General features: G+C 74.4%; 18 protein-coding genes. 4 read left to right on the plus strand and 14 right to left on the minus strand.

Annotated features, from left to right (window positions below):
* The coding region (locus tag LG632_RS23615) for a DMT family transporter (RefSeq protein WP_374203556.1) at positions 1 to 848 on the plus strand (848 nt) is incomplete at its 5' end.
* Between the two features lie 64 nt (positions 849 to 912).
* On the plus strand, positions 913 to 1,137 hold the full coding sequence (locus LG632_RS23620; protein ID WP_226729438.1) for a DUF1918 domain-containing protein: 225 nt from the start codon (positions 913 to 915) through the stop codon (positions 1,135 to 1,137).
* A gap of 138 nt (positions 1,138 to 1,275) precedes the next feature.
* Here LG632_RS23620 and LG632_RS23625 read toward each other — a convergent pair whose 3' ends face one another.
* The gene (locus LG632_RS23625) at positions 1,276 to 2,571 is read right to left on the minus strand and encodes a glycoside hydrolase family 10-like protein (protein ID WP_226729439.1); all 1,296 of its coding nucleotides are present in this window, start codon (positions 2,569 to 2,571) and stop codon (positions 1,276 to 1,278) included.
* Between the two features lie 139 nt (positions 2,572 to 2,710).
* Between LG632_RS23625 and LG632_RS23630 the strand changes: the two genes are divergently transcribed.
* Positions 2,711 to 3,604, plus strand: coding sequence for a 3-hydroxybutyryl-CoA dehydrogenase (locus LG632_RS23630; RefSeq protein ID WP_226729440.1), 894 nt, complete (start codon positions 2,711 to 2,713; stop codon positions 3,602 to 3,604).
* Here the strand turns inward: LG632_RS23630 and LG632_RS23635 are convergent.
* From LG632_RS23635 to infC, 10 genes are all read right to left on the minus strand, one after another.
* Positions 3,589 to 4,149: an NUDIX domain-containing protein gene (locus LG632_RS23635; RefSeq protein ID WP_226729441.1), complete on the minus strand. Its 561-nt coding sequence runs from the start codon at positions 4,147 to 4,149 to the stop codon at positions 3,589 to 3,591. The genes LG632_RS23630 and LG632_RS23635 overlap by 16 nt on opposite strands.
* Before the next feature lie 52 nt (positions 4,150 to 4,201).
* Entirely contained in the window at positions 4,202 to 5,545 is a 1,344-nt protein-coding gene (locus tag LG632_RS23640; protein ID WP_226729442.1) for an NsdA family TPR-like regulatory protein, read from the minus strand.
* A gap of 393 nt (positions 5,546 to 5,938) precedes the next feature.
* Entirely contained in the window at positions 5,939 to 7,015 is a 1,077-nt protein-coding gene (locus tag LG632_RS23645; RefSeq protein WP_226729443.1) for a PP2C family protein-serine/threonine phosphatase, read from the minus strand.
* Between the two features lie 139 nt (positions 7,016 to 7,154).
* On the minus strand, positions 7,155 to 9,683 hold the full coding sequence (pheT, locus tag LG632_RS23650; protein ID WP_226729444.1) for a phenylalanine--tRNA ligase subunit beta: 2,529 nt from the start codon (positions 9,681 to 9,683) through the stop codon (positions 7,155 to 7,157).
* Positions 9,683 to 10,822, minus strand: a complete 1,140-nt coding sequence (gene pheS, locus LG632_RS23655; protein WP_226729445.1) for a phenylalanine--tRNA ligase subunit alpha — start codon at positions 10,820 to 10,822, stop codon at positions 9,683 to 9,685. Before pheS ends, pheT begins: the two co-directional genes overlap by 1 nt.
* A gap of 156 nt (positions 10,823 to 10,978) precedes the next feature.
* On the minus strand, positions 10,979 to 12,163 hold the full coding sequence (locus LG632_RS23660) for a sensor histidine kinase (protein ID WP_226729446.1): 1,185 nt from the start codon (positions 12,161 to 12,163) through the stop codon (positions 10,979 to 10,981).
* A gap of 54 nt (positions 12,164 to 12,217) precedes the next feature.
* Positions 12,218 to 13,075: a TrmH family RNA methyltransferase gene (locus LG632_RS23665; RefSeq protein ID WP_226729447.1), complete on the minus strand. Its 858-nt coding sequence runs from the start codon at positions 13,073 to 13,075 to the stop codon at positions 12,218 to 12,220.
* A 129-nt stretch (positions 13,076 to 13,204) separates the two neighbouring features.
* Positions 13,205 to 13,591: a 50S ribosomal protein L20 gene (gene rplT, locus LG632_RS23670; protein WP_226729448.1), complete on the minus strand. Its 387-nt coding sequence runs from the start codon at positions 13,589 to 13,591 to the stop codon at positions 13,205 to 13,207.
* Between the two features lie 105 nt (positions 13,592 to 13,696).
* Positions 13,697 to 13,891 carry a 50S ribosomal protein L35 gene (gene rpmI / locus LG632_RS23675; RefSeq protein ID WP_125652404.1) on the minus strand — a complete coding sequence of 65 codons (195 nt, stop codon included), beginning with the start codon at positions 13,889 to 13,891 and terminating at the stop codon, positions 13,697 to 13,699.
* A 104-nt stretch (positions 13,892 to 13,995) separates the two neighbouring features.
* The gene (gene infC, locus LG632_RS23680; RefSeq protein ID WP_226729449.1) at positions 13,996 to 14,655 is read right to left on the minus strand and encodes a translation initiation factor IF-3; all 660 of its coding nucleotides are present in this window, start codon (positions 14,653 to 14,655) and stop codon (positions 13,996 to 13,998) included.
* Positions 14,656 to 14,989: 334 nt separating this feature from the next.
* On the opposite strand from infC, the gene LG632_RS23685 reads away from it, so the two are divergent.
* Positions 14,990 to 15,367, plus strand: a complete 378-nt coding sequence (locus tag LG632_RS23685; RefSeq protein ID WP_226729450.1) for a DUF1844 domain-containing protein — start codon at positions 14,990 to 14,992, stop codon at positions 15,365 to 15,367.
* Between the two features lie 39 nt (positions 15,368 to 15,406).
* Here LG632_RS23685 and LG632_RS23690 read toward each other — a convergent pair whose 3' ends face one another.
* The 3 genes from LG632_RS23690 to LG632_RS23700 form a co-directional block, all read right to left on the minus strand.
* Positions 15,407 to 16,144 (minus strand): SseB family protein, encoded by a 738-nt coding sequence (locus tag LG632_RS23690; protein WP_226729451.1) that lies wholly within the window; start codon positions 16,142 to 16,144, stop codon positions 15,407 to 15,409.
* A 2-nt stretch (positions 16,145 to 16,146) separates the two neighbouring features.
* The gene (mycP, locus tag LG632_RS23695) at positions 16,147 to 17,322 is read right to left on the minus strand and encodes a type VII secretion-associated serine protease mycosin (RefSeq protein ID WP_226729452.1); all 1,176 of its coding nucleotides are present in this window, start codon (positions 17,320 to 17,322) and stop codon (positions 16,147 to 16,149) included.
* Positions 17,319 to 18,162: hypothetical protein (locus tag LG632_RS23700; RefSeq protein WP_226729453.1), on the minus strand; the 844-nt coding region annotated here is incomplete at its 5' end. The genes mycP and LG632_RS23700, both read right to left, overlap by 4 nt.

Genomic DNA, 18,162 nt, shown 5'->3' on the forward strand with positions numbered 1-18,162 from the left:
CCCGCACCGGCACCCTGCTCGCCGGGCTCGGTGTCGTCGCGTTCTCGCTGACCTTCCCTTCGACCGCCTGGGGCCTGGAGAGCTTCGGCCCCTGGTCGCTGGTCTCCCTGCGCAGCGTGCTCGCCGCCCTCGTCGCGGGCGGCTTCCTGCTGGCCCTGCGCGTCCCGCTGCCGCACCGCGCGCACTGGGCGGGCCTGGCCGTGGTCGCCGGCGGCGTGGTCGTCGGCTTCCCGCTGCTCACCACGCTCGCCCTGCAGACCTCCACCACCTCGCACGCCGCCGTGGTGGTCGGGCTGCTGCCGCTGACCACCGCGTCGCTGTCCGCGCTGCGCACCGGCGCCCGGCCCTCGCGCACCTTCTGGGCCGCCGCCGTCGCCGGGGCGGCCGTGGTGCTCGGCTTCACCCTGGCCCAGAGCGGCGGGGGGCTCTCCACGGGCGACGGCTTCCTGTTCGCGGCGCTCCTGGTGTGCGCCGCCGGCTACACCGAGGGCGGCCGGCTCGCCCGGATCCTGCCCGGCTGGCAGGTGATCGGCTGGGCGCTGGTGTTCTGCCTGCCGCTGAGCCTGGCCGGCTCGGCGCTGGGGCTGGCGTACGAGCCGGTGCGGCTGTCGGCGCACGGGGTGATCGGGCTGGTGTGGGCGGCGGCCGGCTCCACCTTCCTCGGACTGTACGTCTGGTACCGGGGCATGGCGGAGATCGGCGCGGCCCGGGCCAGCCAGCTCCAGCTGGCCCAGCCGCTGCTCACCCTGGTCTGGTCCGTCACCCTCCTGGGCGAACAGCTCTCCCCCGCCGCGCCGCTGGCCGCCGTCGCGGTCCTGGTGTGCATCGCCGTGACCCAGCGGGCCTAAAACGCGCCAACCGCCGTAAACTGGCGTCAACCGGATCGGACCCCGCCCCGAGGGAGGTCAGCAGATGCGCGCGACCGAAGGCGACCAGCTGGTCCAGCACGGCCGAGTCGTCGGCCAGCACGACAAGATCGGCGAGATCACCCAGGTACTGGGCGAGAACGGTGCCCCGCCCTACCGGGTGCACTTCCCGGACGGCCACGAGGCCATCATGTCCCCCGGACCGGACTGCCAGGTGAAGCACCCTCCCAAGATCGACCCGGGCGCCGGGGCCGACACCCTCTTCCACTGACCGCCGGGACCCCCGGGACCGCCGGGACCCCCGGGACCGCCGGGGCCGCCGGGGTCCCCCGGACCGCCGGTCCGCCGGGGCCGCCGTGACCACCACCAGGCCCCCGGCGGCCGCCCCCGCCCCTCCGCCCCGCCGCCGTCAGCGCGGCGGGACCGCGGTCGGGTAGTGGTCGGCGACGACCTTGGCCATGGCGCCGTTGGGGTCCGCGACCACCTGCTTCGCCGAGAAGTAGGAGTGGCCGCGGACCCCGGCGTGCCGACGGGCGAACGTCAGGTGCCGGGACAGCTCCGCGGGGTCCCGCCACGCGGCGGTGGGACTGTCGGGGTCGCAGCGGTAGAGCGCCTCCCCGATGTAGAGGTCCACCCCGGTCCCGGCCACCGTCTGCGACCACCACGGCACGAGCGTGGCGTAGTCGGCCGGCCGGTAGCCGATGTGCCAGTAGCACTGCGGCACGATGTAGTCGATCCACTTCTGCCGGACCCAGCCGCGGGTGTCCGCGTACAGGTCGTCGTACGTCCCCACACCCGCCGAGGTGGCCGAGCCGAGCGGGTCCCGGTCGCGGTTGCGCCACACCGCGAACGGGCTGACGCCGAACCGCGCGCCCGGCCGGACCGCCTTGATCCGCGCCGACATCTCCCGGACCAGGCTGTCGATGTTGTGGCGGCGCCAGGCGGCCCGGGACGGGAAGCCCGCGCCGTGCGCCGCGAACGCCTCGTCGTCGTCGAAGGTCTCCCCCGCCACCGGGTAGGGGTAGAAGTAGTCGTCCCAGTGGACCGCGTCGACGGGGTAGCGGGCCACGGCGTCGATCATGGCGTCCTGCACGAAGGCGCGCACCTCGGGGATCCCGGGGTTGTAGTAGAGCTTGCCGCCGTAGGCGACGGTCCACCCCGGGTTGCGCCGCGCCGGGTGCTCGGGCACCAGCTGCGCGGGGTCGTCGTGCTGGGCCACCCGGTACGGGTTGAACCAGGCGTGCAGCTCCAGCCCCCGGGCGTGCGCCTCGGTGACGGCGGTGCCCAGCGGGTCCCAGCCCGGGTCCTGGCCCTGGCGACCCGTCAGCCACTGGGACCAGGGCTCCAGCGCCGAGGGCCACAGCGCGTCGGCGGCGGGGCGGACCTGGAGCACCACCACGTTCAGCCGGCGCGCCACGGCCGTGTCGAGCAGCCGGAGCAGTTCCGTGCGCTGCCGGGCGGCGCCGAGGCCGGTCCGCGAGGGCCAGTCCACGTTCTGCACGGTGGCCACCCACATCCCGCGGAACTCCGGGACCCCCGCACCCCGCCCCGCCCGGGCCCCCGCCGCGGCCGTCGCCGTCGGCTCCGCGGCGCCCCCTGCGCGCCCCGCTCCCCCCGCGCCCGCGGGCGCCGCCGCGCCGGTCGCCGTCGCCGCCAGCAGCCCCGCGGCGCCCGCCAGCAGCCCCCGCCGGTTCACATACCCCATGTGACCGATCCCTTCCGTAGCGTGACATCGTTCGTCGTCCGCACAGCATGCCCGCCCCGACCACCCACCCGTGGCAGGGGCGGGAGTAACGTCGGGGGGCGTGGCGGGCGCCGGAATCGTACGGGGGACCCGCCGACGGATGAGCAGCGAAAGGCGCGAAGTGACTGACCTCCCTTCCGACATCACACGAGTCGGCGTAGTGGGCTGTGGCCAGATGGGTGCGGGTATCGCCGAGGTGTGTGCCCGGAGCGGCCTTGAGGTCAAGGTCGCCGAGACCACGGGTGAGGCCCTGGAGATCGGACGTACCCGGCTGTACAACTCGCTCACGAAGGCCGCCGAACGCGGCAAGATCACGGAGGAGGAGCGGGACGCCACCCTGGCCCGCCTGTCCTTCACGACCGACCTCGGCGAGTTCGCCGACCGCGACCTGGTCATCGAGGCCGTCGTGGAGAACGAGCAGGTCAAGACGGAGATCTTCCAGGTCCTGGACCAGGTGGTGACCCGCCCCGACGCGATCCTGGCGTCCAACACCTCCTCGATCCCGCTGGTCAAGCTGGCCGTCGCGACCTCCCGCCCGGACCAGGTCATCGGCATCCACTTCTTCAACCCGGCCCCGGTGCAGAAGCTCGTCGAGCTGATCCCGGCCCTGACCACCGGCGAGGAGACGGTGAAGCGGTCCGAGGCCCTGGTGCGGGACGTGCTCGGCAAGCACGCGATCCGCGCCCAGGACCGGTCCGGTTTCGTGGTGAACGCGCTGCTGGTGCCCTACCTGCTGTCCGCGATCCGGATGTTCGAGTCGGGCATCGCCAGCCGCGAGGACATCGACAACGGCATGGAGTTCGGCTGCGCCCACCCCATGGGCCCGCTGAAGCTCTCCGACCTCATCGGCCTGGACACCATCGCCTCGATCGCCGACTCGATGTACGCCGAGTACAAGGAGCCGCTGTACGCCGCTCCCCCGCTGCTGCAGCGCATGGTGGACGCGGGCCGGCTCGGCCGCAAGACCGGCTCGGGCTTCTACGCGTACAACTGACCGACGGCCCTGCGTCGGCTGAGCCGGAGATGGTGCAGCAGGAGCAGCCCGGCCGCCATGTTGGCGGCCGGGACCTCCCCGCGCGCGACCATGTCCGGTACGAGTTCGAGGGGCACCCACGCGCGCCGGGAGGACTCGAAGGCGTCCTCGGGCGGGCCGACGTAGGTGGCGCCCTCGGCCCAGAACAGGTGGTGCCGGGCGTCGGTCAGCCCGTTGGAGGGCTCCACCGTCATCAGGGGGCGCAGCGGGCCCGGCCGCCAGCCCGACTCCTCCTCCATCTCCCGGGCCGCGGCCGCCGCGAGGTCCTCGCCGTCCTCCACCACCCCGGCGGGCAGCTCCCAGCCCCAGCTGTCGGTGATGAACCGGTGCCGCCACAGCAGCAGCACCTCGTCCGCCTCGTTGACCGCGGTGGCGACGGCCACCGGGCGCAGCCGGATGACGAAGTGGTCCAGGTGCCGCCCGTCGGGCAGCTCGACGTCGGCGAGGTTCACGTCGAACCAGCGGTTCTTGTACACGGTCTGCTCACTCAGGTTCGTCCACTGCACGGGTCCGCCACCTTCCGTTTCTGTAGGTGGCAACATGGCAGCAGCTGCGTGGTCACAGCGGAACGCGCAAGGCCCCGTCGATGAGCTGCGCGGTCTCCTCCGCGTCGGCACAACCGCTGGTCAGGAGCTGTTCGCGGACCGCCCGCAGCCGGTCGCGCAGCCGCAGCGACTCCATGCCCTTGGCGCGTTCGGCCATCTCGGCCGCGGCCACCACCGCACGGTCCGCTTCCCCCTGGCGCAGCTGGATCTCGCAGAGCATCGCCAGCCGGTGGACCCGGCCCCGGTCGTGGGCCGGGGTCCCGACCGCCGCCGCGGCCTGTTCGTGGGCCGCGTCGAGTTCCCCCAGACTGAGCAGGGCCTCGGCCACCTGCACGTTGACCAACCCGGGCTGGACGTAGCCGGTCTCGTCCGGTTCGCTGCCCGGCCGGATCCGCTCGGCCGCCGTCTCGGCCAGCCGGATGCACTCCAACGCCGCCCTGCCGTCGCCGAGTTGTGCGTACGCCTTGGCCTGCATCGCGTACAGGTCGGCGGCCAGCGCGGGGGTGGTGTGCCGGCCGGCGGCCCGCAGCGCGGCCTCGGCGAAGGCCAGGGCCTGGCGGAACTCCCGCAGGTGCAGGGACTGGTTGACGATCAGCGCGATGACGTACGCCCCCAGCCCCCGGTCCCCGCTGGCCTTGGCCAGCCGCAGCGCCTGGTGGAAGTAGCGCTGGGCCAGGCCGTGGGCGTCGGAGTCGTACGCGCAGATGCCCGCCACCGCGACCAGGGAGCCGGTGGCCCGGTGCAGCCGGCGCCCGAGCGCATCGGAGTAACTCCCGCGCAGCACGGGTGCGGTCTCGGTGCCGAGGAAGCGCACGATCCGGGCCCGGGTGGCCATGCCGCCGGCCCGCCGGTACATCAGCTCGTAGTGGGCCCGCGCGGCGCGCAGGATCTCGATGTGCTCGGGACCGACCAGGAGCGGCCCGTCACGCGAGACGTCGGCGTCCTCGGGCGGGTTCTCCCACTCCCACACCGGGATGACCGCCGGGGTCCCGGTCAACGCCGCCTCGCCGAGCGCGTGTTGGCGCCCTTGCTGGTCCGCCCGCCACAGGGCGGTGGCCCGGTCGACGAAGCCGCCCAGGCAAGCCGTGCCCGGCCCGCCGCCGGACTGCCCCGGCAGCCCGAGCCCGATGTCGTCCAGCGACAGCGGCCGGCGCAGCCGGGTCGCCAGCACCTCGCAGATCAGGTCCGGCACCTGGCCGCGCGGCCGCTGTCCCTTCAACCACCGGTTGACGGCGGTGTGTTCGTACCGCAGCGCGAGTCCGCGGGACCGGCCGGCCTGGTTCACGTGGGCGGCGAGTCCGGCATGGGACATGCCCGCCTCGGCGAGGAGGGCGTCGAGCAGGGCGTTGGACTGCATGGGCCCCTCCAAGGGCTCGTCGGTCCCAGACTAGTGGGCCCGGCGTACACACGGGGTGTGAACCTAGTACGCGCATAAATGCGTTGCGCACCCTGCCGCGGGACGCCGTGGAGCGGTTGACTGGCATCCTCGCCTCATCGGAGGCATGCGGGCCGTCGGCTCCCCCTCGTACAGTGCGACGGCCCGTGACGCGCCGCCCGCTCCTGCTGTCTGCCCGACACTCCACGGCAGGCGGGCGGCGCCCCGGGCCGGTGTCGGAGTCGGTTGGTCTCCGGTCGCCGACGGCGGTCCGGGCGCGCCCCCGGCGGGAGCCGGGGAGCGAGCGTGGGCGCCGGGCCCCCCCACCGGGTCCGGCGCGCACGGCTCGACCGGCCTGGATCCGTTCTTCCTCGGCTAGGTGTTCCAGGCGCCGTCCGGGGCGACCGGCAGGGAGGCGTCCCCGGACGGCCGCGGCCGGTCGTTGCGGAGCACGAGCAGGGCCACGTCGTCGGCGGGCTGACCGCCCGCGTGGCGCAGCAACGCGGCGTACACGCCCGCCACCAGCCGCGCGGGCGTGGCCGCCGGGCCGGCGGCGGCCCGTGCGAGCACCCGCTCCAGCGGGAAGCACCCGCCGTGGCGGTCGCGGGCGTCCTCGACCCCGTCGGTGTGCAGGAGCAGCCCCTCGCCCGGCGCGAGCCGCGCGGACACCTGCGGGTCCAGCTCCTCCGGCAGCGGGACGACGCCCAGCGGCGGCAGGGTCGCCTCCCCGGCGAGCACCCGGACGCCGGACGCCTCCGGTGCCCGGTCGTGGGTCCGGCGGCGGGCGACGAGCAGGGCACCGGCCGGGGCGGGCGGCCCGGCCGGCGGACGGCGGGCCGCCCGGGCGGACGGGGCGGCGGCCGGGGCCGGCAGCAGGTACGGCCAGGGGTGCCCGCAGTTGAGCGCGGTGACCGCGCTGTCCGCGGTGATCTCCAGCAGCAGCACCGTGACGAAGTCCTCCGGGTCGCGCGCGGCCCGCCGCAGCGCCCGTTCCAGCCGGCGCAGCACCCCGGCCAGCGTCGGCTCGTCGTGGGCGGCCTCGCGGAAGCAACCCAGCACCGCCGTGGCGGCGCCCAGCGCCGGCAGGCCGTGGCCGCGGACGTCGCCGATGACGATCCGCACCCCGTACGGCGTCGGTAAGGCCTCGTAGAGGTCGCCCCCGAGCACCGGCCCGTGCACCGCGGCCAGCGCCAGCCCGTCCATCCGGGCGGGCAGCGGCCGCAGCAGGGCGCGCTGGACGGCGCCGGCGACCTGCCGGCTGCGGCGCAGCTCGCGCGCCAGCCGCTGCCGGGTGCGCAGCGCGCACCCGGTGGCCAGCAGCAGGAACGCCGCACAGCTGGCCAGACTCGGCAGCAGGGGCCCCGGGGAGGAGAGCTCCCAGGTGACCGCCGCGCCGCCCCAGGCAAGGACGCACGCCCGGCGCACCCGGGGCACGGCCCGCGTTTCGGTCATCGTCAGGCCTCCCCTCGGCCGAAACGATTGTGTCGAGCACCCGCTGCGGGCCCTACACCCGCCGGGAGTTCTCACCCGAACGAGTGAGGGGCGCACCCGGTGGCCCGGGTGCGCCCCTCATGCGCCTCGAAGGCGGCGGTCACGCGCCGCGCAGCACCGCGCCCGTCCGCTCGGTGGCGAGCGCCACGGCGGCGTCGCGCGCGGCCGTGGACTCCTCCGCGGTCAGTGTGCGGTCGGCGGCCCGGAAGCGCAGCGCGTAGGCCAGCGACTTCTTGCCCTCGCCGATCTGCTCACCGGTGAAGACGTCGAACAGCCGCAGGGACTCCAGCAGGTCGCCGGCCCCTTCGCGCAGCGCGGTCTCCACCTCGGCGGCCGGCACGGACGCGTCCACGACCAGCGCCACGTCCTGGGTGGCCACCGGGAAGCCGGAGATCCGCGGGGCCTCGACGGCCGCGCCGCCGGCCTGCCCCAGCCGGTCCAGGTCCAGCTCCATCGCGCAGGTGCGGGTCGGCAGGCCCAGCGCCTTCACCACGCGCGGGTGCAGCTCACCGGCGTGGCCGACGACCTGCTCGGCGCCGTCCAGGGTGACGACCAGCTCGGCGCAGCGGCCCGGGTGCCAGGGGCCGTACTGCCCCTGCCGGACCACCAGCTCCGCGCCCGCCTCGCGGGCCAGGGTGCGCGCCGCCTCGACGGCGTCCGCCCAGGTCGCCGGGCGGCCCTTGCCCCACCAGCCGGCCTGCTCGCGGGCGCCGGCCAGCACGACCGCGGCGTGGCGCGGCTGCGCCGGCAGGGCGGCGTCGAGCGTGGCGATCTCCTCGTCCGTGGGACGGCGGTCGACGGGCAGCCGCACCGCGACGCCCGGCCCGTCCCCGGCCCGGAAGACCGAGCCGGTCTCGAACAGGGCGAGGTCGTGGCTGCCCCGGCTGTCGTTGCGGCGCAGCGCGCCGAGCAGGCCCGGCAGCAGCGTGGTGCGCAGCGCCGGCTCCTCGTCGGAGAGCGGGTTGACCAGCTCGACCACCCGGCGGGCCGGGTCGTCCGCGGGCAGCTGGAGCTGGTCGAGGACGGCCTCGCCGAGGAACGGGTAGCTGAGCGCCTCGACGTAGCCGGCGCCGGCCAGCGCCCGGCCGACGCGGCGGTGCAGCTGCTGGCGCGGGGTCAGCCCGCGGCCGGAGGGCACCTGCGGGAGGGTCGACGGCAGGGTGCCGTAGCCCTCCAGCCGGATGACCTCCTCGGCGAGGTCGTTCGGCTCGGCGAGGTCGGGCCGCCACGAGGGGACGGTGACGACGAGCTCGTCCTGGCCGTAGACGTCGCAGCCGATCTCCTGCAGGCGGCGGACGACGGTCTCTCGGCCGTAGTCCATCCCGGCGACCCGGTCCGGGTGGTCCGCGCGCATGGCCACGGTGCGCGGGGCGACCGGGGCGGTCAGCTCGGTGACGCCGGCCTCGGCGGTGCCGCCCGCGAGCAGCACCAGCAGGTCGACGGTCCGCTGGGCCGCAGCGGCGGCGGCCTGCGGGTCGACGCCGCGCTCGAAGCGCTTGGACGCCTCGGAGGACAGCTTCAGTCGGCGGGCGGTGCGGGAGACGGAGACGGCGTCGAAGTGCGCGGCCTCGATCACGACCTCCGTGGTGCCGGTGACGACACCGGTCTCGGGGTCGGTGACGGAGTCGGCGATCTCGGTGTTGGCGCCGCCCATGACGCCGGCGATGCCGATCGGCCCGCCGTTGTCGGTGATCACCAGGTCCTCGGCGTCGAGGGTGCGCTTGACGCCGTCGAGGGTGGTGAACTTCTCGCCCTGCTCGGCCCGGCGCACCCCGATGGGGCCGTCGATGCGGGAGCGGTCGTAGGCGTGCAGCGGCTGGCCGAGCTCCAGCATCACGTAGTTGGTGATGTCGACGGCCAGCGAGATCGGGCGCATGCCGGCCTTCTGCAGGCGGCGGGTGAGCCAGATCGGCGAGCGGGCCTCGGGGTCCAGGCCGGTGACGGTGCGCGCGGTGAAGCGGTCGCAGCCGGCCGGGTCCTCGACCTTGACCGGGTAGCCGTAGGAGTTCGGCGCCGGCACGTCCAGCAGCGCCGGGTCGCGCAGCGGCAGGCCGAAGGCGGTGGCCGTCTCGCGGGCGATGCCGCGCATCGACATGCAGTAGCCGCGGTCGGGGGTGACGTCGATGTGCAGGACCTCGTCGACGAGCTGGAGCAGCTCGATCGCGTCGGTGCCGGCCTCGTGCTCCGGCGGCAGCACGATGATTCCGTGCGTGCCGTCGTCCCCCATGCCGAGCTCCTCGCCGGAGCAGATCATGCCGTGCGAGGTCTTGCCGTAGGTCTTGCGCGCGGCGATCGCGAAGTCGCCGGGCAGGACGGCGCCCGGGAGGACCACGACGACCTTGTCGCCGACGGAGAAGTTCCGCGCGCCGCAGACGATCTCCTGCGGCTCACCGGTGCCGTTGGCCCGGCCGACGTCCACGGTGCAGAAGCGGATCGGCTTCTTGAAGCCCTCCAGCTCCTCGATGGTCAGCACCTGGCCGACGACCAGGGGGCCCTTGAGCCCGGCGCCGAGCTGCTCGACGGTCTCGACCTCCAGGCCGGCGTCGATGAGCTTGGCAGCGACGTCCCGACCCGTGGTGCCCGCGGGCAGGTCGACGTACTCCCGCAGCCAAGAAAGCGGGACCCGCATCAGATCTCCATCCCGAACGGCCGGGTGAACCGGACGTCACCCTCGACCATGTCTCGCATGTCTTCGACGTTGTGGCGGAACATCAGCATCCGCTCGATGCCGAACCCGAACGCGAACCCGCTGTACACCTCGGGGTCCACACCGCAGGCGGTCAGCACCTTGGGGTTGACCATGCCGCAGCCGCCGAGCTCGATCCAGCCCTCGCTGGAGCAGGTGCGGCAGGGGCGGTCGGGGTTGCCCACCGAGGCGCCGCGGCACACGTAGCACTGCATGTCCATCTCGGCGGACGGCTCGGTGAACGGGAAGAAGTGGGGGCGCAGCCGGGTCGTGGTGTCCTCGCCGAAGAGCTCCTTGACCATGTGGTCGATGGTGCCCTTGAGGTCGGCCATGGTCAGGCCCTTGTCGACGGCCAGCAGCTCGACCTGGTGGAAGACCGGGGTGTGCGTGGCGTCGAGCTCGTCGGTCCGGTAGACCCGGCCGGGGCAGACGATGTAGACGGGCGGCTCACGGCGCTCCAGCAGCGCGCGGGCCTGCACCGGGGAGGTGTGGGTGCGCAGCACCACACCGGACTCGTCCCCCGCCGTGCTCCGGTCCGCCTGGGCGCCGCGCACGAAGAACGTGTCCTGCATCTGGCGCGCCGGGTGGTCGGGCGTGAAGTTGAGGGCGTCGAAGTTGAACCACTCCGCCTCGACCTCGGGGCCCTCGGCCACCTCGTAGCCCATGCCGACGAAGATGTCCGCGACGCGGTCCATCAGCGTGGTCAGCGGGTGCCGGGCGCCGGCGGGGACGCGGTCGTAGGGCAGCGTGACGTCCACCGCCTCCTCGACCAGCACCCGCTCGTCGCGCTCGGCCTCCAGCTGCGCCAGCCGCTGCGCGTACGCCTTGTTCACGGCGCCACGGGCCTGGCCGACGCGCTTGCCGGCCTCGGCCTTCGCCTGCGGCGGCAGGGCGCCGATCTCGCGGTTGGCCAGCGCCAGCGGCGAGGTACCGCCGGCGTGGGCGGTCTTCGCGTGCGCCAGGGCGTCGAGGTCGCCGGCGGCCGCGAAGGCGGCGAGCGCCTCGTCCCGCATGCGCTCGATCTCTTCCGGTTTCAGTGCCTCGACCTCGACAGGGTCGTACGACTTGTTCGGTGCCGACATCTCTTCCCGTACTTCCGATGGGCTGGCTGGTGGTCCCCGCTCGACACAAGGGGCTCGACACAAGGACACAAAGGTGCCAAAGGACGAGTCTAAAGGTCGCCGGTGGTGAAGGAGCCCGAGGGCCGACCTGCGAGACGCTCCGCCGAGTGCCGGTGGCTACTGGGAGAGGTACGCCGGCGCGCCGACGGGCAGGACGAATCGGAACTCGGCGCCGCCTCCGGGGCCGCGCCCGACCGTGATGGTGCCGCCGTGGGCCTCCACGATGCCCTTGACGATGTACAGGCCCAGCCCGGTGCCGCCGCGCTTGCTGCCCCGCCAGAAGCGGGTGAACACGCGGCTCATCGATTCCTCCGGGATCCCGGGGCCCTCGTCGGTCACGGTGACGGCTGTTCCCTTCTCGTGCGGCGCCACCTCGATGGTGACCGTTCCGTCACCGTGGCGCACCGCATTTTCCAGAAGATTGCCGAGGATCTGATCGATCTTGTCCGGGTCGGCCCACAGGTCGGGCAGGGGCCTGGTCAGCCGTACGAGGAACCGGTCCGGGGCCTGGCCGTTCGCGGTGAGCGCCTGGACGTGCCGACCCACGGCGGTGGCGATGTCCACGGGCTGCCGGCGCACCTCCAGCCGGCCGGAGTCGATCCGGGAGATGTCGAGCAGTTCGGCGATCAGCCGGGTGACCCGGTTGGCGTCGGCGTCGACGGTCTCCAGCATCAGGCGCTTCTGGTCGTCGGTGAACCGCTCCCACTTGGCCAGCAGGGTGGCCGTGAAGCCCTTGACCGAGGTGAGCGGGGAGCGCAGCTCGTGCGCGACGGTGGCGATCAGCTCGGCGTGGCTGCGCTCGGTGCGGCGGCGGGCCTCGGTGCCGCGCAGGCTCACCACGAGCCGGGCCAGCGGGCCCTTGGGGTACGTGCGCACGTACCGGGCGCTGACCAGCACCTCGCGACCGCCGGGCAGCAGGAGGTTGCGCTCCGGCTGGCCGCGCCGGGTGGCCAGGCCGCCGTAGGGGTCGGTCAGCGCCCACCAGCGGCGGCCTTCGAGGTCCTCCAGGGGCAGGGCCCGCTCGATCCGGGCGCCGAGCGCCTCGCGGGGGGCGATGGCGGTGATCCGGGCGGCGGCCCGGTTGAAGCAGATGACCTGGCCGGTGTGGTCGGCGACGACCAGGCCGTCGGGCAGGTCGTCGGGGTCGAGACCGGGACCGAGGCCCACCGCGGTCGCGGGGGCGCCGGGCGCGGGCCGCTCGGGGGCCGGCACGGCGTCGTCGGCCGCGCCGACCGGGTCGGCCGGGCCGGCCGTTCCCGTCGCTCCCGTGGCCCCCGGTGAGCTGTTCGTCCCGACGGTCATGTCCCCGTACCCCACATCTCCGGCAGCACCGTGGGCCCCCGGGCGGCCACATTACTAGCTGGGGGTCACGGAGCGGCACCCTCCGGGAGCCCGCTGTGCACGCGCGGAGGCGTACAGGCACACGGCGGCGGCGGTGGCGAGGTTCAGGCTCTCGGCCTTGCCGTGGATGGGGACGCGCACGACGGCGTCCGCCAGCGCACGGGTCTCCTCGGGCAGGCCCCAGGCCTCGTTGCCGAAGACCCAGGCGGACGGCCCGCCCATGGTGCCGGCGTCCAGCTCGGCGTCGAGGTCGTCCTCGCCCGCGCCGTCCGCGGCGAGGATCCGTACGCCCGCCGCGCGCAGTCCCGCGACGGCCCGCTCGACGGGGACGCCGACGGCGACCGGCAGGTGGAAGAGGGAGCCGACGGAGGCCCGGACGGACTTGGGGTTGTACAGGTCCACCGAGGCGTCGGTCAGGACCACCGCGTCGGCGCCGGCGGCGTCGGCGCAGCGCAGCACGGTGCCGGCGTTCCCGGGGTCGCGGACGTGGGCGAGTACGGCGACCAGCTTGGGCTCGCCCTTGAGGATCTCCTCGAACGGCGAGTCGAGGAAGTGGCAGACGCCGACCAGCCCCTGCGGGGTGATGGTCTGCGAGACGTCGGCGAGGACCTCGTCGGAGGCGTGGTGGACCCGGGCGCCGGCGGCGCGGGCGGCGGCGACGATGTCGGCGTGGCGCTCGGCGGCCTCGACGGTCGCGAACAGCTCGATCAGGGTCGGGCCGGCCTCCCCGCGGTGGGCGACGGCCTCCCGCACGGCCTGCGGGCCCTCGGCGATGAAGCGGCGCTCCTTGGTGCGGAAGTTGCGCCGGGCGAGGCGCCGGGCGGCGGCCACCCGGGGGGATCGGGGGGAGATCAGCTCGGCGGGGGTGCCCATGGTCTGTAGCGGTTCTCTCTCGGGTCCGGGGCGCGGCGGGGCTGCGCGGAGGGGAAAGCGCACGGACCCGCAGGCGTGTCGCCTGCGGGTCCGTGGGGCCGGTCCTGGTTCAGGGGGCCGGCAAAGGCCTTACGCGGCGGCCTTCGGGGCGTTGACGTCGGCCGGCAGCGCCTTCTGGGCGACCTCGACCAGCGCGGCGAACGCGTTGGCGTCGTTGACGGCCAGCTCGGCCAGCATCTTGCGGTCCACCTCGATGTTGGCGGCCTTCAGACCCTGGATGAGGCGGTTGTACGTCATGCCGTTCTGGCGGGCAGCGGCGTTGATGCGCTGGATCCACAGCTGACGGAAGTCGCCCTTGCGCTTCTTGCGGTCGTTGTAGTTGTAGACCAGCGAGTGGGTGACCTGCTCCTTGGCCTTGCGGTACAGGCGCGAGCGCTGACCGCGGTAGCCGGAGGCCGCCTCGAGGATCGCCCGGCGCTTCTTGTGGGCGTTGACTGCCCGCTTGACGCGTGCCACTTGTTAACTCCTTGTAGCGGGGCCGTGGTTGTCGTCACACGGCCCGAAATCGATGGGGTCCCGGTCCAGAGGTCTCGTCCCGCTCATGCGTCGAGCGGGACGACCTCACATGCCGAGAAGCTTCTTGATCTTCTTGGCGTCGGCCGGAGCCATCTCGGCGTTGCCGGTGAGGCGACGCGTCAGCTGGGACGACTTGTGCTCAAGCAGGTGGCGCTTGCCGGCGCGCTCACGGAGCACCTTGCCGGAGCCGGTGATCTTGAAGCGCTTCTTGGAACCGCTGTGGGTCTTGTTCTTCGGCATAGCGCCGTTATCTCCTCGTCAGTGGCGCTCCCGCCGGTCCGTTTCCGGACCGGCGCGTGGAAGCGTCAGTTGTGTCGGTGTGAACCGGGGCGGGCTGCTCCGGATCAGGCCTCGGCGTTGTCCTCGGGGCCGGCTTCCTCGGCGGGAGCCGTCTCCTCGGGCCGCTGGCCCTGGCGCTCGGCCTTGCGGGCGGCCTGCGCCTCACGGGCCTCGGCCATCGCCTCGGTCTTCTTCTTGTGGGGACCGAGGACCATGATCATGTTGCGGCCGTCCTGCTTCGGGTTCGACTCGACGAAACCGAGCTCCTGGACATCCTCCGCCAGACGCTGCAGCAGTCGGTAGCCGAGCTCCGGCCGGGACTGCTCGCGACCACGGAACATGATCGTGATCTTGACCTTGTCGCCCTGCTTGAGGAACCGGACGACGTGACCCTTCTTGGTGTCGTAGTCGTGCGGGTCGATCTTCGGCCGGAGCTTCATTTCCTTGATGACCGTGTGCGCCTGGTTCTTGCGCGCCTCACGGGCCTTCATGGCCGATTCGTACTTGAACTTGCCGTAGTCCATGAGCTTGCAGACCGGCGGGCGTGCCGACGCGGCGACCTCGACCAGGTCCAGGTCGTACTCCTGCGCGAGCTCGAGCGCCTTGGCAAGCGGAACAATCCCGACCTGCTCGCCGCTGGGACCGACAAGTCGCACCTCGGGAACGCGAATCCGGTCGTTGATGCGGGGCTCGGTGCTGATGGATCCTCCTCGGTTGCACCACACGGCTGTCCGGTGGGCAGCCGCTTGACGTCTGTTCGTCGGACCGATCCACACCCGAAACGCAAGAAACGCCCCGGACGGGACACAGGCGGAAGCTCCAAAGAAACCGGAGCACCGCCGCGTGCTACCGCGGGGCGCGTCTGACGAGGCTTTCCATCGTCCGTACGGAACGATGGATGCCACGTGACCGGTGACCCGCCGCCCCGGAGGGCGGTCAGGTGGGAGATCGGAGCCTCCACTTGTGGGCCGGGGACATGCGTCTCCGGCCGGTCGTCACACAAGGTTAGCACCCGGGCCCCGAGGAGGCGAATCGGGCGCACGCCGTATGGTGAGGGGCATGACTGACGCGACACCCCCCACCGCCACCGCGGCCGACGCGGCCCCCGACTACGACGCCATGACCCGCGACATCGCGGACGTGCCCGCGGTCGAGGTGATCACCACGGTGGCCGTGCACCTGATGAGCGCCGCGGCGGTCAATCTGGGCCTGGACAAGCCGGACTCCGAGCACAAGGACCTCGACGAGGCCCGCAAGCTGATCAACGCCCTCGCGGGCCTGGTCACGGCGAGCGCCACCGAGATCAGCTCCTTCCACGCCGCTCCGCTGCGTGACGGCCTGAAGTCCCTCCAGCTGGCCTTCCGCGAGCTGTCGGTCGTCCCGGACGAGCCGGGCCAGGGGCCGGGCGAGAAGTTCACCGGACCGGTCTTCGCCTAGGCGTCCGCGTCCGCCCTCACTGCTGTCGGCCCACCGCCGTCAGCGGCTGAACAGCGGCTCGCCCGGGGCCGGGGCGTCGGCCGGCAGCAGGGCCAGGCCGAGGCCGCGGACCAGCCGGGCGCGCAGGGTCTCGTCGGCGGCCAGCGCCCGGGCCACCCGGCGGGCGCCCTCGGCCGGCGGCGTGCCGTCGGCCAGCACCACCGCCACGATCCCGTCGGCGTCGGCCCCGGCCGGGCCGAGGTAGGCGCGCGCCACCGAGGCCTCGGCGGCCACGACACCGCGTACGGCCTCGCGGACCGCGGGATCGGCCAGCGGGTCGGCGTCGGTCCGGCCCTCGGCCAGCGCCAGCAGGGCGGAGCCGGTCAGCGGGTAGGTCACCGGTCCGGCCACGTCCAGCAGCAGGGTGTCGGCCTTCTCGTGCGCGGTGGCCAGCAGCGCCTGGCGCAGCGGTACGGCCACCGGGCGGGCGGCGGGGTCCCAGCGGGCAAGCGTGTCGGTCGAGGTGAAGGCGGGCAGCGCCCGCCGGCCGCCGGCGACCAGCGTGGGCACGGCCATGTCGCTGGTCTTCTCCTGCTTCAGTCCCGTCACCGGGTCGGTCTCGACCTCGCCGAGCACCGCGACGACGGGCACCAGCAGCCGGGCGCCGGCCAGCGCCGCGAGCAGTTCCGGCTCGCGGGTGCGGTCCTCGGCCCACGCGGCGAGGGCCGCGCTCAGCCGGGGATCGGCGGAGCCGTCGTCGTCGGAGAAACCGGGGTCGGGAATGTTCTTGTTCGCCACAGTTACCCGACCCTATCCCGGGTCCGGCGGCGGCCCGGTACGGCGGCCAGCACGAGCAGGGCCAGCCCCGCACCGGCGGCGACGCGGACCGGCAGGGCGGAGCGCCGTCCGGAGGCGGGGACCGGCTCGGGTCCGGGCCCGAAGTACGTCCGCGGGTACGACGCGGCCTGCGGCAGCGCGGGCTGCGGGCGCAGGGCCTCGGCGGCCCGCAGGGCGGCCACCGGGTCGACCAGGCCGTGGCCGCGGGCGTCGTCGCGGCCGCCGGGCGGGGGCGTGGAGGCGGTGTCCGCCAGCAGCTTCTTGATCTGCGCCGGGGACAGGTCGGGGTGGGCGGAGCGGACCAGGGCCGCGGCGCCGGAGACGAAGGCCGCGGCGGCGCTGGTGCCCCAGCCCTCGTAGTAGGCGCGGTCGGGGTCGGCGATGACCACGTCCACGCCGGGGGCGCAGACGGTGGCGTACCAGCTGCGGGTGGAGAACGGCGCCTTGCGACCGCGGCGGTCCACCGCCGTGACGGCGATGACGCCCGGGTACGAGGCCGGGTAGGAGGCGTGGTCGCCGTTCTCGCCGCCGTTGCCGGCGGACGCGACCACCACCACCCCCTTGGCCAGGGCGTACTGGACGGCCTCGTCCTCGGCGGCCTCGTGGTGCGCGGAGGCGCTGTCGTCGCCGAGGGACAGGTTGATCACGTCGGCGCCGTGGTCGGCGGCCCAGCGGATGCCCTCGGCGAGGGCGCCGCCCTTGGTCTCGCGGGCCTTGGCGCGGCCCGGGTCGCCCTCTTCGAGGATCACCCGGACCGGCAGGATCCGGGCGGCGGGGGCGATGCCGATGACGCCCTGGCGGCGGTTGGGTCCGTGGCCGTGGCCGGCGATGATCCCGGCCATGGCGGTGCCGTGGCGGGCCCAGTTGCGCTCGCCGCGGGTGGCGCCCGTACCGATGAGGTCGGCGCCCTCCAGGACCTGGCCGTCGAGGTCGGGGTGGGTGGCGTCGACGCCGGTGTCGAGGACCGCGACGGTGACGCCCTCACCGCGGGTGGTGCCCCAGGCCTCCTCGGCGCGCAGCGCGGTGAGCGCCCACTGGCGTTCGCGGACGACGTCGGCGACGGCGGGCGGGGCGGCGAGGGCGGCGGTCAGGGTGAGCAGCACGGCGCCGGCCGCCGCGCGGGGGACGAGGCGGGTCATCGGGCGGGCTCCGGGGCGGCGGGGGCGGCCAGGGTGCGCAGGGCGCGTTCGACGCGGTCGGCGACGGCCTTGGCCTCGTGGCCCAGGCCGGCCTGGGCCACCGCGCCGGTGTCGTCCTTCTTCATGGCGTCCTCGGCGGCGCGGGGCCGGTCGACCGGGCGGCCGTCGGCGAAGGCGGACACGGCGTAGACGACGACCGGGGCGTCGGGCAGGACGGAGACCGACCAGGCGGCGCGGCGGTCGTCGGCGAAGCCGTAGCCCTGGGGCAGGGGCAGGCGGCCGCGCAGGGCGGCCATGGCCGGGGCCTCGGCGGAGGCGAAGACCATGCCGACGGTGACCAGGGAGCTGCGGGTGGCGTCGGTGTAGGTGGCGCGCAGCACGCGGGTGCAGCCGGTGGCGCCCAGGAGGGCCTGCCAGTCGGCGGGCAGCGCGGCCGGGCAGTCGGCGTCGGGGGCGACGGCGATCCGGGTCCAGGTGCGGTCGGCCCCGCCGGGACCGGCGCCGCGGCCTTCGATGCCGGGCGGGAGGAGGGTGTCGACGGGCACGGCGCGCCACAGGCCCCCGGCCCTGCGGTAGCTCTCGCCGGCGGACGCCGCCCGCTCGGCGTCCCGCCGCTCGGTCCACTCCACGGCGCCGGCCCCGGCCAGCAGCGCCAGCCCCAGCGCGGCGCAGACCCAGCGGACGGGGCCCTTCCGTCGCCGGCCCGCCGGCGCGGCGGCTCCCGGAGCGTCCAGGGTCAGCGGGGCGTGCGGCGCGGTCGGCGTGAGGGGACCGGTCGGCGTGATCGGCTGGTTCGTCCCGAGCTGCGCGGCTTCGGTCGGCCCGGTCGTCCCGAGCTGC

Source organism: Streptomyces antimicrobicus (genome assembly GCF_020532625.1).
Classification (GTDB): Bacteria; Actinomycetota; Actinomycetes; order Streptomycetales; family Streptomycetaceae; genus Streptomyces; species Streptomyces antimicrobicus.